Genomic DNA, 15,638 nt, shown 5'->3' on the forward strand with positions numbered 1-15,638 from the left:
AGATTTTCGCAAAAATGATCATGCAGGCGCGTCGACCCATACCAGCCATGAGGAGAAGCTGCGGATGCGTAGCGCCGGGAAATTATTCTTCAGCAATTGCAGCGCACGGTCGGTATCGTCCAGAGGCAGCACCGCCGATACCCGTATCCCCTCAAGCTGCGCACGGTCGTAGCGGATGAAGCCGGGCCGGTTGCGCGCCAGCTGGTCGAGCACCTCGGCCAGCGGTCGGTCGCTCACCACCAGTTGCCGATACTGCCAGGCATCGGCGATGCTGCGAACATCGATCTGCTCGATCGGGCCGACACCGTCCCTGCCGATGCGCACAAGCTGGCCGGCTTGCACCACCACGCCGGAGTCGCCGACATCGCGCACGGACTTCACTCTGACCTTGGATTCCAGCATGGACAAGGTGGTGACTGCCCCCTCTTCCTGTACCACGAAGCGCGTGCCTAACGCTTCGATACTGCCTTGCGCGGTCTCGACCAGGAACGGACGTGCGGCGTCATGCGCGACTTCGACCAGGATTTCACCGCGCAGCAACCGTACCGCCCGGCGCTTTGCATCGTAATGCAGGTTCACCGCGCTGCCGCCGCGCATCACGATGCGGGTGCCGTCTTCCAGCATATGGGTCTGCCAGCCGCCGGATGCACGCAAGTCGGCCAGCAGCACCGCAGGCGGATAGGCGTGCAAGCCCAGCCAGGCAGGTACGCCCAAAGCCAGCGCCAGGCATAGGGCCGCTGCGGCCCGCCGTGTACGAGCGCGTGGCGGCTTGGCCAGTCCGGCATCCAGCGCCGCACGTGCGGGCCGGGCACTTCCGCCCGCAGGCGGCCTGGCGTGCGCGAACTGCGCCAGGAACTGTTCCATGCCGGCTGCGGCCTGCGCATGACGCGGATCGGCCGCTTTCCAGGCCGCAAACGCCTCGGAAGCCCGCCGTTTTTCGGCGGCATTGCCCGCACCCAGCCGCACGATCCATTCGGCTGCCAGCTGTTCGATGGCATCGGCTTGCGCGCCCCGGGAAGAATGATCCATGTTCAATCGCCCGCTTCAGGCTTGTGCCTCATCCAGCGCCGGGCAGGCATGGCGGCAATGCAGCAAGGCCTTGACCAGATATTTCTGCACCATCTTGGTCGACACGCCCAGCGCACCAGCCACTTCGGCATGGGGCTGACCGTCCAGGTAATGGCGCAGAAAGGCCTCGCGCGGTTTCTCAGCCAATCCCTCCAGCGCCGCCGCGATCTGCTGCAACGCCTGCACGGCCAGCAGAGTTTCTTCAGGCGAGGGATAACCGTGCGAACTGTCTGCCAGCAGCATCAGCTCTGCGAGATAGGCCTGCTCGATTGCCTGGCGGCGTACCCTGTCCACCAACAAGCGCTTGGCGGTGGTGGTCAGAAAGGCCCGCGGCTCGCGCATGCCCAGCAAGACATCGCGCGAGGCGATGATGCGCAGGAAAGTGTCATGCGCGACGTCGGCAGCATGGTGACCGCAGCCGAGCTTCTTGCGCAGCCAGCCATGCAGCCAACCGTGGTGGCTGCGATAGAACGAACTCAATTGCTGCTGCGACACAGATTCGGCGCCCGCCATGACTGCTCCCTGCCGACACCTGAGAGGCGCCGTCCGTTATGGAATTCATTTTATGTAAATGCGAATTATTTTCAATTGTAAGGCAGACTTGGGCCCGGCCACAACTCCCGCGTATAGGCTGCAGTGCCCGCCCTGCTTGTACGGAAGAGCTTCGCTTCGGTGGCGTGCCCGGATAGAATCGGTGAACAAACAGGAGAGAGACCGCATGGCCAACCCGATATCCGGCGAACCGCAATCACCCTCCAGCCTGATTGATGCCCGCATCATTGAACTAGGCGGCTGGCGAGGCGAACAATTGGCGCGTGCGCGCGCCCTGATCAAGGAGGCGCTGCCGGAGGTCACCGAGGAATGGAAATGGCGCGGCGTGCCGGTGTGGGAAGCCGGCGGAATCATTTGTACCGGCGAGAGCTATAAGAACTACATCAAGCTGACCTTCGCCAAGGGCGCCTCATTGGACGATCCGGCCGGCTTGTTCAATGCATCGCTGGAAGGCAATACGCGACGGGCAATCGATATTCACGAAGGCATGATGCTGGATAAGCCGGCATTCCAGGCTCTGGTACGTGCCGCTGCACAACTGAACCTGGCCAGCAAGGCGAAAAAGAAAACGCGTTGAGATGCGCGGGCAGAGGATCTGCCGCCTGTTAAACTGCCGGCCAGTTTACCGATGACTTCCGCCATGACCATGACTGCCATCACCGAGTTTCGCCATCAATCCCCGGCTCCTGAATACGACCATCCGCGTGAAGAGCGCAGGCTGGAAGGCAATCCGAAACGCACGACCTGGAATCATTTCACCAACGCCGGCGGCGAAGTCAGCGCCGGCATCTGGTCTTGCGAAAAAGGCAGCTGGCGTATCGCTTTCGCGCCCAACAAGGATGAATATTTCTACGTGCTTGAAGGCCGCTGCCGCGTCATCGATGAACAAGGCCATGCCGCCGAAGCCGGCCCGGGAGATGCCCTCGTGATCCCCGGGGGTTTCAAGGGTATCTTCGAAGTCGTCGAGCCGGTGCGCAAGCACTATGTGATTGTTGAGCGAGCGGACTGACTTATTCCGCATTTCCCTGGGTTGCCGCCAGATATTGGTTAAACAATTGCTGCAAATATGGCAGGGAAGCATAGGCCACCACCGCAATACCGACCGCAGGCACGACCCAGTTCAAGAATCCGCGCGTCAAACGGGTGCCCCAGGAAGCCGCCGCATTCGTCAGCGCGCCGGCAGTCAGTGTCATGACATTGACGTTCGCATTGCCAGCGGTGGCGAATTTTTGCTTGAACTGTTCAGCCGCCGTACGCCGGTCATTCAGCCATGCCGGAGCGCCCATACGCCACGAGGCATTGATCAAGGGGGGATAGTCGCCCAGTTCTGTCGCATAAAAAGTGCCGACCACATGCGCCAGTTCGGCATGCACCTGCGACTCGGTATATTTATTATCGCGGCCATGCGGCCCCTGCGCGGCGTTATGGTAAGCCGCGCCTGGCGCCAGCCCCTGCAGATGTGCCTCAAGTCCAGCCAGCACCCCCGGCCCGCCCGGTCCGAGCGGATAATTTCCCGTGTTGGAGTAGTGCGCGATCAATGCAGCTCTGGCTTCTGCCTTGATGATGTCTTTCGCGGCGACTTTCACGTCGGCGCCGACTGCCCCGTTCGCAAGGAAGTCCTCGATCCATCCGGTCAAGACGATCGCTGTCGCCTTGTCCGTCACCGGAGCGGCGAAATCGGCGGTGTAACCATTGCCGTTGATGGCGGCATTGACGGCCGCATCGCCCCTCAGCGCTAACCGGATAGCCTCCACGGCTTGCCAATAGCGCGCGCTGTCCGAGTTCAGTGTCGAAGTGCTGCCATCACCGGCATAGTTGCCCAGTACGCGATCTTGTGACACCTCAACGATATAACCGACCGGCGAGTAGTACTGGTTTTGGCCGGGGTTGTAGTGCGTAGTGCTGTTACCTGCGCCGCCTGCCAGCCATCGGTTCAGATCAATCGGGCGGTTATTCCAGGAAGCGGCATCGGTGCCGCCGAATGTATCGGTGTCCAGCGGTGAGGCATGCGTCAGGCGCAGGACTTCATTGTCCATGTCGCCGGGATTCTGGATGCTTTTGATGTAGCGGGCGAGTTGCATCGGTTGCCGCCCCGGCATGAACGTCGTGGAAAGCAGGGGTGAGGTTCCTGTCGCCTTGAATTGCATGGCCCGCTCGCCCATCGTGGTCGCCTCCAGCTCCAGGCCTGGATCATCGTTCACATCGATACCCTTGGCCTGGGTCGTCGCGCGCACTCTGCCCTGCTTTTGCTGCACCACATGCCAGGCCTCGTGCGGCAAATGCTGCTCTTGACCGGGAGCCAGATGGATCTCCGTACCCTGTGCATAGGCATGCGCATGCAGTTGTGCCGGCATGGAGGAGTTGTAATGCACCTTCACGTCATCCATCGACAGGCCGGACATGCTTTCCACGCCGGACTTCAAGTTGTCCGGGAGGCCGGTGCTGTTTGCCTTTTGCACACTCCCGAATTTTCCCTGCAACGGGTATTCCTCTTCCGGCTTGACGGCGAGCTGGGCGGTCCCGGCCTTTTCCAATTCCTCTCCGTCTGCCGCTTTTCGCTGTGCGGTATCGCCCTCGATGACCTGCACCTGCTTGCGTTGTGCGGCTGAGCGCGGACTGCGTGCGATCATGTCCGAAATTTTTCCCTGTGCTATCGCCGACGCCCGGTTGTCGATGAAAGTCAACTGCCCATCCGCAACGGGCACATGCGTGATCACGGCGCTCCGACGTTGTTGTTCCGATTTGGATTGTGCTGTCTGCTTCATGCCATTTTCCTTTACGTATTTCGACCACGAGGGAAAGACACTCATCATGCCATGCCGTTGTGCCATCTCCGGCGCGTTGCGGAGCCAGTACGCTGCACTCTTCCAGTCGCCTCGGACAGTGCCTCCACAGGCATTTTTGAGGCGCACCGTTTACTCGTCCGGGCAGGACATCAACAGATCGTGAACGGTCGTATTCGGCACCACAAAACCGTTAGCGATTCACATTCTCCTTATCGGATTGCAGGCAATGCGTTTCTTCCCCTTAAAAACTATCGTGTTTTTTTGATAGGAAGTTGCCATATGGTAGCCGCTCCGTCGGCCCGCGCCTTATGCAATTTCTTGTAGCTATCGATCAGGCGGTGGTGCCTGTCGAGCCCTTCCAGCTTCATGCTCGTTGGCGTCAACCCGAAGAAGCGCACGCTGCCATCCACCGATCCCATTACCGCATCCATCCGGGCATCGCCGAACATGCGGCGGAAGTTGACCGCGTAGTCGTCCATTTCCAGTTCATCATCGAGCAGCACCTCCAGCACCACATTCAAGGCCTGGTAAAACAATCCGCGCTCGACCGTGTTGTCGTTGTACTGCAGGAAGGCGCCCACCAGCTCCTGCGCCGTCTCGAATTGCTTCAGGGCGAGATTGATCAGCAGCTTCAACTCGAGCACGGTCAGTTGGCCCCAGTCCGTATTCTCGTCAAATTCGATGCCGATCAAGGTGGCGATATCGGAGTACTCATCCAGCTCGCTGTTCTCCAGACGCTCAAGCAGCGCCGCCAGGCTGGCATCGTCCAGGCGATGCAAATTCAGGATATCGGCGCGGAACAACAGCGCCTTGTTGGTGTTATCCCAGATCAAATCCTCTACCGGATAAATCTCCGAATAACCGGGCACCAGAATGCGGCAAGCTGTGGCGCCCAGTTGGTCGTACACCGCCATGTACACCTCTTTGCCCATCTCTTCCAGAATGCCGAACAAGGTTGCGGCTTCCTCGGCATTGGAGTTTTCCCCCTGGCCGGAAAAATCCCACTCGACAAACTCAACATCCGCTTTGGCGCTGAAAAAGCGCCACGACACGATGCCGCTGGAATCGATGAAGTGTTCGACAAAGTTATTCGGCTCAGTCACCGCATTGCTTTCAAAGGTGGGCTGAGGCAAATCGTTCAGGCCTTCAAAACTGCGCCCCTGCAGCAATTCCGTAAGGCTGCGTTCCAGCGCCACTTCAAAGCTCGGGTGCGCGCCGAACGAGGCAAACACACCGCCTGTACGCGGATTCATCAAGGTGACGCACATCACCGGGTAGGTCCCGCCCAGCGACGCGTCCTTCACCAGCACCGGAAAGCCCTGTTCTTCCAGGCCCTTGATCCCGGCCAGGATGCCGGGGTATTTCGCCAGCACTTCCTGCGGCACATCAGGCAGGGCGATTTCGCCCTCCAGGATTTCGCGCTTGACCGCCCGTTCGAAAATTTCGGACAGGCATTGCACCTGCGCTTCGACCAGCGTATTGCCGGCACTCATGCCGTTGCTGACGAACAGGTTTTCGATCAGGTTGGACGGGAAATACACCACCTCGCCGTCCGACTGCCGCACATACGGCAGCGAACAGATGCCGCGCTCTGCATTGCCGGAATTGGTGTCGACCAGGTGCGAGGCGCGCAATTCGCCATCGGGGTTGTAAATTTCCAGGCAGTATTCATCCAGGATCTCTTTCGGCAGCGCATCTTTGCGGCCAGGCTTGAACCAGCGCTCGTTCGGGTAATGCACAAACTCTGCATTGGCAATGTCTTCGCCCCAAAACGCACCGGCGTAAAAATGGTTGTTGCTGAGCCGTTCGATATACTCGCCCAGCGCCGATGCCAACGCGCTTTCCTTGGTTGCTCCCTTGCCATTGGTAAAACACATCGGCGAGTGCGCATCGCGGATATGCAAGGACCACACATTGGGAATGATATTGCGCCACGAAGCGATTTCAATCTTGATGCCCAGGCCCGCCAGCAAGCCCGACATATTGGCGATGGTCTGCTCCAGCGGCAGGTCCTTGCCCAGAATATAGGTACTGGCATCGTCAGCCGGCTTCATCGTCAACAAGGCCTGCGCATCGGCATCCAGGTTCTCGACTTCTTCAATGACGAACTCGGGGCCTTCCTGCACTACCTTTTTCACCGTACAGCGCTCGATGGAGCGCAGGATTCCGCGACGATCCGCTTCCGAGATATCGGCCGGCAGCTCGACCTGGATCTTGAAGGTCTGCTGGTAACGGTTTTCCGGATCGACGATATTGTTTTGCGACAGGCGGATATTTTCGGTAGGAATATTGCGTGTGTTGCAGTACAACTTCACGAAGTAAGCCGCGCACAAGGCCGATGAGGCCAGAAAATAATCGAAGGGACCAGGCGCCGAGCCGTCGCCCTTATAACGGATAGGCTGGTCGGCTACGACCGTGAAGTCATCGAACTTGGCTTCAAGACGCAGCTTGTCGAGGAAGTTGACCTTAATTTCCATGGGGGAATTCTGAAAATGGCGCTAAAAATGATATGGCCGCTATTATCGGTCATCTGTCGCCACTCCGGTGCGGTGCAATACACCGATGCTGTCTGCAAACACCTCCGCCTACGAATAATCTGAGCGTTGAAGCCGGATATGGCACAGATATGCCCTATCCGGTTTTGCGACGCGGCTCCGGAACAGTGCACCGGAGCTCAGCAACAGCCCTCCATTTTCCGAGGCATCAATAACAACTATTTCTGGCCGTGCGCAGCCTGCTCGATGATCTTCGCAACCACCTCCGGCTGCGAGACGTAGATCGCGTGGCTGCCGGGGGCTTCGCTGACCGTCGCGCCAGCGCGCTGCGCCATCATGCGCTGCACCGGCGGCGGGATCATGCGGTCGTCGGTGGCGACCAGGTACCAGCTCGGCTTCGACTTCCAGGCCGGGACGGTGATGGCGCCGCCTGCGGCCTGAAGGCCCCACGGTACCTGGGAGTCCGCCATGAAGCCGGCTTCGTCGCTCGGGACATCACCAGCGAATGAGGCCGCGAACTTCGCACGGTCGAGAAAGAGGAATCCGTCCTGGGGCGCAAGGATCGGCGGGACCGGCGCGCCAGGAGCCGGATTGGAGGTCAGCGACTGGACCGACTCGCCCGCGTCCGGGGCGAATGCGGCGATGTAGACCAGCCTTTGTACCTTCGGGTCCGTGCCGGCTTCAGAGATCACCGCACCGCCGTAGGAATGCCCCACCAGCACCACGCCCCCATCCTGCCGCGCAATGGTTCGCTTCGTGACCGCGACATCGTCCGCGAGAGACGTTGTCGGGTTCTGCACGATGCTGACGTTATAGCCGTTCTTCTTCAGGATGTTATAGACCTTCTGCCAGCCGGAACCGTCGACGAACCCGCCATGAACGAGCACGACGTTCTTGATGGCTTGCGAGGTTTGTGTCTGATCGGCGGCATTGGCCGTGGAGGCCAAGGATGTAACGATAGCCGTGGCGACGGCCAGAGTCTTGAGGTTCATTAGGGTTCTCCAATGGTTAGCTGGTGGGGCGCGACGGCTATAGGCATCGCATCATGTCAAAAGGAAACGTCGGTTCAGTTGCGCGAGAAGTACTGTTTCAGGCCGTAGACCAGGCCGGCGAAAGGTATGCCGAGCGCGGCGTAGACGGCCTCGGCGTCCGGTGCGGCGTTGTCGCCCAGAATTTCAACGGCGACGTTCGAGTAGCCAACAGGAATTACGCCGGCCTGCTGCATACGCGCTACGCCCATCTCGACCTGCGTCTTGCTGAAACCGCCGGAAGCGTCGATCACCGCATAGCTGCTGTAGCCGTCGGCAATTGCCGAGATCGCCGGGAAAGCGAGGCAGACGTCGGTCGAAACGCCAGCCACGATCAACTTCTTGCGACCGGTTGCCTTGACCGCATCGACAACGCGGCGCTCGTCCCAGGCATTGACGGTGGTGCGCTCGATACGCTTCACACCCGGAAGAGCTCCGGCCAGTTCGGGGATCAATGGACCCCACATGTTTTCAGTCGTTGTGGTGACGATAACCGGCACCTTCAGTGCCAGCGCGGCTTTGGCCAAGCCGACAACGTTGTGCTTGAGCTCAAGCGTTTCGATGTCTCGCACGCCGCTGTATAGGCCGACCTGATGGTCAACCAGCAGCAAGACGGCGTTGTCGCGGGTCAGGCGTTCGTAAAGATGGGGTGAGTTCATTTCAAGCTTCTCCTTGGTGGACTGGGACTTGGGGGTTGCGGCGGTAGCGGCGGTGCCAGCACCGAGCGCGACCGCAGCGACTACTGCGTTGGACTGGTTGATAAATTGACGACGGTTCATCGTGATCTCCTATCGGTGGCATATGGGTTGATTGCATATCGGCTTGGAATGGATATTAGAACGTGGACAATTAAAGAACAATTATGGAAAATGAGAGCCATCGTCCATAAAATGGGACGATGAATTGATGCAGACTTCGATTACCGCGCACACTGAAGGAGGCGGCGATGCTAGATTTGAATGATGTCTACTACTACGTCCAGGTGGTCGAACACCAGGGCATCACAGCCGCGGCACGGGCGCTCGACATGCCAAAGTCCAGCATCAGCCGGCGCATCCTCGCGCTGGAGGCGTCGCTGGGCGCACGGCTGATTCAGCGCACGTCGCGGCGTTTCGTCGTGACAGAGATCGGCGCGGAGTTTCATCGCCATGCGCTGGCCATGCTGGTCGAAGCGGATGCAGCGGAAAACGTCGTGCGAAGCCGCACCACGGAGCCGAACGGCACTATCCGCTTTACCTGTTCTGTGGCGTTTGCACAGTTGGCCCTGGCTGAACTGATTCCCCGCTTCATGGCGACGTACCCGCGTGTGCGCATCGTTCAGCATGCAACGAATCGCTATGTCGACCCTGTGCATGAAGGTTTCGACCTCTGCCTGCGCGCGCATACCCAGCCGCTGCCCGATTCGTCATTGATTCAGCGCTCCATCGCCCAGATCCCCTGGTATCTGTTTGCGTGCCCAAACTATCTCGCCCACAAGGGCATGCCCAGCGAACCCGCTGCATTGTCAGAGTACGACGGCATCGCACTTGGCGGTGCGCAGGAGAGCCATACCTGGCACCTTCGCGATGCACACCATCCCGATCAAGTCGTCGCAGTTCCGTTCACGCCCACTCTTCTGAGCGATGACATGGCAACCCTGAAAGCCGCCGCCTGTGCGGGTTTAGGCATCGTTGCATTACCAGGTTACGTCGGCTCCCGCGAAGTTGAGCGGGGCCAGTTGATTCGCGTGTTGCCTCAATGGATAGCGGGCCTGGCGACGATGAGTGTATTAATGCCTTCTCGCCGCGGCCTGCTGCCATCGGTGGCTGCGTTTGTCGAGTTTCTTGCCGAGCACGTCCCGACGACTGTCCAATGAGCCGTGACTAGCCAACAGCGTTAAAACGCCTGCGTCTTGCTCAACAGCTCATGGGACTGACATATGAAAAAAGCCCGCGAAACTCGCGGGCTTATGCGTCTTTATTGCCTGTGGTTGCCTGAGCCTGAAAGATCAAGCACCAACGTCATCGTCACGTTAAGGATGGAATGCTTTGCCTTGCTCCATCATGGCAAGAATCATCTTCATTCGTTTTTCCCTGGTTTCCGGCTTCTTTGCCGTTTCAAGACGATAAACAATCGAATAAACATTCGCTTTGTTTAGCGTTTTAAAGAATGCCTCTGCTTTTTTATTTTTACTCAACTCTTTCAGAAAATCTTCAGGCGGGCTAGCACTCCTGGATGAACTATAGGCGATGTCCCATCGACCATCGGCCTTTGCCGCTTCAACGGCTTTCATGCCTTCGGAAGTCATTGCTCCGGCGTTGACAAGGCGTTCCACATGCTGAGTGTTTATTTTCGACCACCCGCTTTTGGGGCGTCTTGGCGTAAATTTCTGCAACCATGACAGTTTGTCGAAGGACTTCTTCTGACCATCAATCCATCCATAGCAAAGCGCCTGATCAAGCGCTTCAACATAGGTCAGGGATTTCTCAAGCGCGTCTTTTTTGAAAATGCGCAACCATATGCCCTCTGATTCCGCATGGTTGCTCTCCAACCAATCCCGGAAATCCGCAGACGTTATGAAATGCAAGATTTGCATCAGCTATGCCTCGTTATTGCGACATAGAGACTTGCGCCGGCGTCCGGCCTATTCCGCCATCAGCCGGCTCGGCCAGCCGATGCGGACGAGCAGGTCATCCGGGCCGTTTAGCGCGAACTCATACATACCCCACGGCTTGTGCTCGGCCGCGCGGCTCGGCTCGATGATCTCGGGGCACATCGCCGCGGCCAGGTCGCGCACCCGGGGAGTGTAGACGTAGACGCCAAACGGGTTGCTCCCCGGCGTGAGCCAGCCCTCCACCGCCGGCTGCAAGTGCACTTCGCCGCCGGCGCCATCCGACAGCATGCGATATTCTTCGTAGCCTTGATCGACCGGCCTGAAGAAGCCTAGCCCGTTCCACCATCGCTCCGCTGCATCAAGGTCGTTGCAGGGAATGATGGCGACCACACTCGATATCTGCCGCTCGGCCATAGCGCTGCTCCAGTAAATATCTCGCAATGTTTGTACTTTGAGCCTTGAGTTGCGCAGCGGACCGAGTTACGCCGCTGCACGCCCCGCGTTACTCCCACTCAATCGTCGCCGGCGGCTTGCCCGAGATGTCGTACACCACGCGGTTCAAGCCACGCACTTCGTTGATGATGCGGTTGGACACACGGCCCAGCAGCTCGTGCGGCAGGTGCGCCCAGTGCGCGGTCATGAAGTCCTGGGTCTGCACGGCGCGCAGGGCCACCACGTATTCGTAGGTGCGGCCATCGCCCATCACGCCCACCGACTTGACCGGCAGGAAGACTGCGAAAGCCTGGCTGGTCTTTTCGTACCAGCTTTGACCGTCGGCTTCCTTGGTGTTGCGCAGTTCTTCGATGAAGATAGCATCGGCGCGGCGCAGCAGGTCGGCGTATTCCTTCTTCACTTCACCGAGGATACGCACACCCAGGCCCGGGCCCGGGAACGGATGGCGGTACACCATCTCCGGCGGCAGGCCCAGCGCCACGCCCAGTTCGCGCACTTCGTCCTTGAACAGTTCGCGCAGCGGCTCCAGCAGTTTCAGGTTCAGGGTTTCCGGCAGGCCGCCGACGTTGTGGTGGCTCTTGATGGTGTGGGCAGTCTTCTTGCCCTTGCCGGCGCTTTCGATCACGTCCGGGTAGATCGTGCCTTGCGCCAGCCACTTGGCGCTCTTGAGCTTGCCCGATTCGGCCTGGAATACTTCGACGAATTCACGGCCGATGATCTTGCGCTTGGCTTCGGGGTCGGTCACGCCGGCCAGGTGGCCCATGAACTGGTCGGTGGCGTCCACGTGGATCACCTTCACGCCCAGGTTCTTGCCGAACATCTCCATGACCATCTTGCCTTCGTCCAGGCGCAACAGGCCATGGTCGACGAACACGCAGGTCAGTTGGTCGCCGATGGCGCGGTGGATCAGCGCGGCAGCCACGCTGCTGTCGACGCCGCCGGACAGGCCGAGAATGACTTCATCAGTGCCGACTTGCTTGCGGATGGATTCAACCGCTTCGGCAATATAGTCGGGCATGTTCCAGTCCGATTTGCAGCCGCAGATGTCGAGCACGAAGCGGCTCAGCAAGGCCTTGCCTTGCAGCGTGTGCGTGACTTCAGGGTGGAATTGCACTGCGTAGAAACGACGCTCTTCGTCGGCCATGCCCGCGATCGGGCAGTTGCCGGTGGAGGCCATCAGCTTGAAGCCGGCCGGCATTTCATTGACCTTGTCGCCGTGGCTCATCCACACCTTCAGCATGCCGTGACCTTCGGCCGTGGTGAAATCGGCGATGTCCTTGAGCAAAGCCGTATGCCCATGCGCGCGCACTTCGGCGTAACCGAATTCGCGCAGCTTGCCGTTTTCAACCTTGCCGCCCAGTTGCTGAGCCATGGTCTGCATGCCGTAGCAGATGCCCAGCACCGGCACGCCCAGTTCGAACACTGCCTGCGGCGCCCGCGGGGTGTCGCCTTCGGTGACGCTGTTGGGACCGCCGGAGAGGATGACGCCGGACGCGCCGTAGCCGCGCACGAACTCATCGGTCACATCATGCGGGAAAACCTCGGAAAACACGCCGGCTTCGCGCACGCGACGCGCGATCAGCTGGGTAACCTGGGAACCGAAGTCGAGGATCAGAATTTTCGAGTGCGTAGACATGGCGATGGGGAATGGCTGCGTTGATAAATGGAATGGGGGCTGCTGCAAAAAATCAACAGCCCGGCAGTCCGGCATCTTGCCTGAGGACTGTCGGGCTGTGGCCGCATCGGGAATTACTCGGCGCGGTAGTTCGGGGCTTCCTTGGTGATCTGTACGTCGTGTACATGCGACTCGCGCATGCCGGCCGAGGTGATCTCGACGAATTCCGCCTTCTCGCGGAAATCGTCGATGCTGCCGCAACCGCAGTAACCCATGGAGGAGCGCACGCCGCCCACCAGTTGGTACAGGATGGCAACCACCGAGCCCTTGTAGGCGACACGGCCTTCGATGCCTTCCGGCACGAACTTGTCGGCGGTGTTGTCGCCGTCCTGGAAGTAGCGGTCGGCCGAACCGTCGGCCATCGCACCCAGCGAGCCCATGCCGCGGTAGGACTTGTAGCTGCGGCCCTGGTACAGGATCACTTCGCCCGGCGCTTCTTCGGTGCCGGCGAACATGCTGCCCATCATCACGGCCGATGCGCCGGCGGCCAGCGCCTTCGCCACGTCGCCCGAGAAACGGATGCCGCCGTCGGCGATGACCGGAACGCCGGTGCCCTTCAAGGCATCCGCCACATTGGCGATGGCCGAGATTTGCGGCACGCCGACGCCGGCAACGATACGGGTGGTGCAGATGGAACCGGGGCCGATGCCGACCTTGACGGCATCCGCGCCATGCTCAACCAACGCCTTGGCCGCAGCTGCGGTGGCGATATTGCCGCCGATCACTTCGACGTGCGGGAATTTGGTCTTGACCCACTTGACGCGGTTCAACACGCCTGCCGAGTGGCCGTGGGCAGTGTCGACCACGATGACGTCCACGCCCGCCGCGACCAGCAGCTCGATGCGCTCGTCATTGTCCGGGCCGACGCCGACTGCAGCGCCCACGCGCAGCTTGCCGTGTTCGTCCTTGCAGGCAAAGGGGTGTTCGGTCGATTTCTCGATGTCTTTCACGGTGATCAGGCCACGCAGCTCGAAAGCGTCGTTGACCACCATCACGCGCTCCAGGCGGTGCTTGTTCATCAGGCGCTTGGCTTCTTCAGGATCGGCGCTGGCGCCGTTTTCCTTGACGTAGACCAGCTTCTCGCGCGGAGTCATCTTGGCGCGCACTTCGGCGTCCAGCTCTTCTTCGAAGCGCAGGTCGCGGTTGGTGATGATGCCCAGCAGGCTCTTGCCTTCGACCACCGGGAAACCGCTGATGCCATGCTGCTTGGACAGTGCGATGACGTCGCGGATCTTCATGGTCGGCGGGATGGTGATCGGGTCGCGCACCACGCCGGATTCGAAACGCTTGACCTTGGAAACCTCGCGCGCCTGTTCCTTGGGCGTCAGGTTCTTGTGGATGATGCCGATGCCGCCTTCTTGCGCCATGGCAATAGCCAGACGTGCTTCAGTCACGGTATCCATCGCCGCAGAGACCAGCGGAATGTTCAGCGTGATGTTGCGCGTGAGGCGCGTAGTGAGCGAAGTATCTTTGGGAAGGATGTCCGAGAAAGCCGGGACGAGCAGCACATCATCGAACGTGAGTGCTTTTTGGAGAAGACGCATAGTGTTTCCTATAGGCGCAAAAGCGAATTATACAGAAAAGTTTTGCGTGCGTCGCGCGACAGTTGAGTTTTGCCGCCCGGCCTGTGGCAAACAGGCCAGATTCATTGAAATTCAGGCAAGCATCGCCTGCGATGGGCATGGGAACCGGCCTGTGCGGGGCCGGATGCCTGTCACCGCTGCGCCTTGTGCGCCACGCGGCGGTGGCGTGAATCCTTGGGGTCGGCGATCAGCGGGCGGTAGATCTCGATCCTGTCCTGCGCCCGCAGCGGCGTATCCAGCGCCTTGACCTTGCCGAAGATGCCGACGCGGCATACGGTCAGGTCGATCGCCGGCTGCTCACGCAGCAAGCCGCTGTCCATGATGGCTTGCTGGATCGTACAGCCCTCGTCCACTTCGACGTCTTTCAACACCTGCAAACCGGGGGCGGCATAGCAGATCTGCACTTGCAAACGGACCGGATCAGCCATATATCTGTTCGGCGCGCTTGCAGAAGGAATCGACGAAACTGTTGGCGATCATGCTGAACACCGGGCCGATCACGCCTTCGAGGAGACGGCTGGAGAATTCATACTCCATGTCGAATTCGATCTTGCAGGCGTCTTCGCGCAGCGGCTTGAAATGCCAGCGCCCTTCGAAATGCTTGAAGGGCCCCTCCACCAGGCGCATGGTCATGCTGGTGGGGCGCACGTTGGTATTTTGGGTGCTGAATGACTGTTTCAGCCCGTGGTAATTGATCTTCAGCTTGGCCGTCAGGCTGTGTTCGCCGCGCTCGGCCACTTCCACTCCCCCGCACCAGGGCAGGAATTCCGGGTAGTTCTCGACCTGGTCCACCAGGTTGAACATCTGCTCCGCGCTATAGTTGATCAAGACGGTTTTGTGTACGACTGCCATCGAGGGTGGTCCGTTTGATAAAATCACAAAGTAATAATTTTAAACCGACGGGACGAGTTTTCCTTAGATGAGCATAGTTGACAACAAAAAAGCCTTTTTCGATTACTTCATCGAGGAGCGATTCGAAGCGGGTATCGTCCTGCAAGGTTGGGAAGTCAAATCGATACGCGCCGGCCGCGTGCAATTGAAAGAAGCCTATGTAATCGTGCGCAACGGCGAGGTATTCCTGTTCGGCGCGCACATCAGCGCCCTGACCAGCACCTCCACCCACGTGCACCCGGAAACCTTGCGCACCCGCAAGCTGCTGCTGAACGCGGCCGAGATCAGCAAGCTGATCGGCAAGGTGGAACGCTCCGGCTATACCCTGGTGCCATTGAACCTGCATTACAGCAAAGGGCGCGTCAAATGCGACATCGGCCTGGCCAAGGGCAAGAAGCAGCACGACAAGCGCGAGACCGAGAAGCAGCGCGACAGCCAGCGTGAAATCCAGTCCGCCATGAAACAGCACCGGCGCTGATGCGCCAGCCTCTTCCGGCAAACAGATGACGGCTGC

The 15,638-nt window shown here is 59.6% G+C and carries 16 protein-coding genes; 4 read left to right on the forward strand and 12 right to left on the reverse strand.

Features of this window, described 5'->3' with window-relative positions; translation table 11 throughout:
- Positions 1–18: 18 nt before the first annotated feature.
- Both AKL28_RS04465 and AKL28_RS04470 read right to left on the reverse strand, forming a co-directional pair.
- Positions 19–1,029: a FecR family protein gene (locus AKL28_RS04465; protein WP_050466857.1), complete on the reverse strand. Its 1,011-nt coding sequence runs from the start codon at positions 1,027–1,029 to the stop codon at positions 19–21.
- 15 nt (positions 1,030–1,044) lie between these two features.
- Positions 1,045–1,581, reverse strand: a complete 537-nt coding sequence (locus tag AKL28_RS04470; protein ID WP_050466858.1) for a sigma-70 family RNA polymerase sigma factor — start codon at positions 1,579–1,581, stop codon at positions 1,045–1,047.
- Positions 1,582–1,786: 205 nt separating this feature from the next.
- Here AKL28_RS04470 and AKL28_RS04475 point away from each other — a divergent pair, with 205 nt between their 5' ends.
- The gene (locus tag AKL28_RS04475; protein WP_050466859.1) at positions 1,787–2,197 is read left to right on the forward strand and encodes a DUF1801 domain-containing protein; all 411 of its coding nucleotides are present in this window, start codon (positions 1,787–1,789) and stop codon (positions 2,195–2,197) included.
- A 69-nt stretch (positions 2,198–2,266) separates the two neighbouring features.
- A complete protein-coding gene (locus AKL28_RS04480; protein ID WP_050466945.1) occupies positions 2,267–2,629 on the forward strand; it encodes a cupin domain-containing protein in 363 nt (120 codons plus the stop codon).
- Between the two features lies 1 nt (position 2,630).
- Here the strand turns inward: AKL28_RS04480 and AKL28_RS04485 are convergent, their stop codons facing one another.
- The 4 genes from AKL28_RS04485 to AKL28_RS04500 form a co-directional block, all read right to left on the reverse strand.
- Complete coding sequence (locus tag AKL28_RS04485; RefSeq protein WP_050466860.1) at positions 2,631–4,385, reverse strand: eCIS core domain-containing protein; 1,755 nt, start codon at positions 4,383–4,385, stop codon at positions 2,631–2,633.
- Between the two features lie 269 nt (positions 4,386–4,654).
- Positions 4,655–6,883 carry an OsmC domain/YcaO domain-containing protein gene (locus tag AKL28_RS04490; protein WP_050466861.1) on the reverse strand — a complete coding sequence of 743 codons (2,229 nt, stop codon included), beginning with the start codon at positions 6,881–6,883 and terminating at the stop codon, positions 4,655–4,657.
- 236 nt (positions 6,884–7,119) lie between these two features.
- Positions 7,120–7,893 (reverse strand): alpha/beta hydrolase, encoded by a 774-nt coding sequence (locus AKL28_RS04495; protein WP_082221355.1) that lies wholly within the window; start codon positions 7,891–7,893, stop codon positions 7,120–7,122.
- 74 nt (positions 7,894–7,967) lie between these two features.
- Positions 7,968–8,708 (reverse strand): isochorismatase family protein, encoded by a 741-nt coding sequence (locus AKL28_RS04500; protein WP_050466862.1) that lies wholly within the window; start codon positions 8,706–8,708, stop codon positions 7,968–7,970.
- A gap of 167 nt (positions 8,709–8,875) precedes the next feature.
- Here AKL28_RS04500 and AKL28_RS04505 point away from each other — a divergent pair, with 167 nt between their 5' ends.
- The gene (locus tag AKL28_RS04505; protein ID WP_050466863.1) at positions 8,876–9,784 is read left to right on the forward strand and encodes a LysR substrate-binding domain-containing protein; all 909 of its coding nucleotides are present in this window, start codon (positions 8,876–8,878) and stop codon (positions 9,782–9,784) included.
- Between the two features lie 156 nt (positions 9,785–9,940).
- On the opposite strand, the gene AKL28_RS04510 is transcribed toward AKL28_RS04505, so the two are convergent.
- The 6 genes from AKL28_RS04510 to AKL28_RS04535 all read right to left on the reverse strand — a co-directional run bounded on the left by AKL28_RS04510 (position 9,941) and on the right by AKL28_RS04535 (position 15,085).
- Positions 9,941–10,504: a YdeI/OmpD-associated family protein gene (locus AKL28_RS04510; RefSeq protein WP_050466864.1), complete on the reverse strand. Its 564-nt coding sequence runs from the start codon at positions 10,502–10,504 to the stop codon at positions 9,941–9,943.
- A 48-nt stretch (positions 10,505–10,552) separates the two neighbouring features.
- Complete coding sequence (locus AKL28_RS04515; RefSeq protein ID WP_050466865.1) at positions 10,553–10,936, reverse strand: VOC family protein; 384 nt, start codon at positions 10,934–10,936, stop codon at positions 10,553–10,555.
- 88 nt (positions 10,937–11,024) lie between these two features.
- Positions 11,025–12,611 carry a glutamine-hydrolyzing GMP synthase gene (guaA, locus tag AKL28_RS04520; protein ID WP_050466866.1) on the reverse strand — a complete coding sequence of 529 codons (1,587 nt, stop codon included), beginning with the start codon at positions 12,609–12,611 and terminating at the stop codon, positions 11,025–11,027.
- A gap of 113 nt (positions 12,612–12,724) precedes the next feature.
- Positions 12,725–14,194, reverse strand: coding sequence for an IMP dehydrogenase (gene guaB / locus AKL28_RS04525; RefSeq protein ID WP_050466867.1), 1,470 nt, complete (start codon positions 14,192–14,194; stop codon positions 12,725–12,727).
- 170 nt (positions 14,195–14,364) lie between these two features.
- Complete coding sequence (locus tag AKL28_RS04530) at positions 14,365–14,661, reverse strand: RnfH family protein (protein ID WP_050466868.1); 297 nt, start codon at positions 14,659–14,661, stop codon at positions 14,365–14,367.
- Positions 14,654–15,085, reverse strand: a complete 432-nt coding sequence (locus AKL28_RS04535; RefSeq protein WP_050466869.1) for a type II toxin-antitoxin system RatA family toxin — start codon at positions 15,083–15,085, stop codon at positions 14,654–14,656. The genes AKL28_RS04530 and AKL28_RS04535 overlap by 8 nt, the downstream gene beginning before the upstream one ends.
- 67 nt (positions 15,086–15,152) lie before the next feature.
- Between AKL28_RS04535 and smpB the strand changes: the two genes are divergently transcribed.
- Positions 15,153–15,602 carry an SsrA-binding protein SmpB gene (gene smpB, locus AKL28_RS04540; RefSeq protein WP_050466870.1) on the forward strand — a complete coding sequence of 150 codons (450 nt, stop codon included), beginning with the start codon at positions 15,153–15,155 and terminating at the stop codon, positions 15,600–15,602.
- Positions 15,603–15,638: the final 36 nt, after the last annotated feature.

The sequence above is a fragment of the Herbaspirillum chlorophenolicum genome (assembly GCF_001189955.1).
Lineage (GTDB): Bacteria > Pseudomonadota > Gammaproteobacteria > Burkholderiales > Burkholderiaceae_D > Herbaspirillum > Herbaspirillum chlorophenolicum.

What these genes read in the sequence shown, in the direction of transcription:
- guaA (WP_050466866.1), bottom strand. Translation starts at nt 12,611, where the DNA reads ATGTCTACGCACTCGAAAATTCTGATCCTCGACTTCGGTTCCCAGGTT.
- AKL28_RS04510 (WP_050466864.1), bottom strand. Translation starts at nt 10,504, where the DNA reads ATGCAAATCTTGCATTTCATAACGTCTGCGGATTTCCGGGATTGGTTG.
- AKL28_RS04495 (WP_082221355.1), bottom strand. Translation starts at nt 7,893, where the DNA reads ATGAACCTCAAGACTCTGGCCGTCGCCACGGCTATCGTTACATCCTTG.
- AKL28_RS04535 (WP_050466869.1), bottom strand. Translation starts at nt 15,085, where the DNA reads ATGGCAGTCGTACACAAAACCGTCTTGATCAACTATAGCGCGGAGCAG.
- AKL28_RS04490 (WP_050466861.1), bottom strand. Translation starts at nt 6,883, where the DNA reads ATGGAAATTAAGGTCAACTTCCTCGACAAGCTGCGTCTTGAAGCCAAG.
- smpB (WP_050466870.1), top strand. Translation starts at nt 15,153, where the DNA reads ATGAGCATAGTTGACAACAAAAAAGCCTTTTTCGATTACTTCATCGAG.
- AKL28_RS04465 (WP_050466857.1), bottom strand. Translation starts at nt 1,029, where the DNA reads ATGGATCATTCTTCCCGGGGCGCGCAAGCCGATGCCATCGAACAGCTG.
- AKL28_RS04470 (WP_050466858.1), bottom strand. Translation starts at nt 1,581, where the DNA reads ATGGCGGGCGCCGAATCTGTGTCGCAGCAGCAATTGAGTTCGTTCTAT.
- AKL28_RS04530 (WP_050466868.1), bottom strand. Translation starts at nt 14,661, where the DNA reads ATGGCTGATCCGGTCCGTTTGCAAGTGCAGATCTGCTATGCCGCCCCC.
- AKL28_RS04500 (WP_050466862.1), bottom strand. Translation starts at nt 8,708, where the DNA reads ATGAACCGTCGTCAATTTATCAACCAGTCCAACGCAGTAGTCGCTGCG.
- AKL28_RS04515 (WP_050466865.1), bottom strand. Translation starts at nt 10,936, where the DNA reads ATGGCCGAGCGGCAGATATCGAGTGTGGTCGCCATCATTCCCTGCAAC.
- AKL28_RS04475 (WP_050466859.1), top strand. Translation starts at nt 1,787, where the DNA reads ATGGCCAACCCGATATCCGGCGAACCGCAATCACCCTCCAGCCTGATT.
- AKL28_RS04485 (WP_050466860.1), bottom strand. Translation starts at nt 4,385, where the DNA reads ATGAAGCAGACAGCACAATCCAAATCGGAACAACAACGTCGGAGCGCC.
- guaB (WP_050466867.1), bottom strand. Translation starts at nt 14,194, where the DNA reads ATGCGTCTTCTCCAAAAAGCACTCACGTTCGATGATGTGCTGCTCGTC.
- AKL28_RS04505 (WP_050466863.1), top strand. Translation starts at nt 8,876, where the DNA reads ATGCTAGATTTGAATGATGTCTACTACTACGTCCAGGTGGTCGAACAC.
- AKL28_RS04480 (WP_050466945.1), top strand. Translation starts at nt 2,267, where the DNA reads ATGACTGCCATCACCGAGTTTCGCCATCAATCCCCGGCTCCTGAATAC.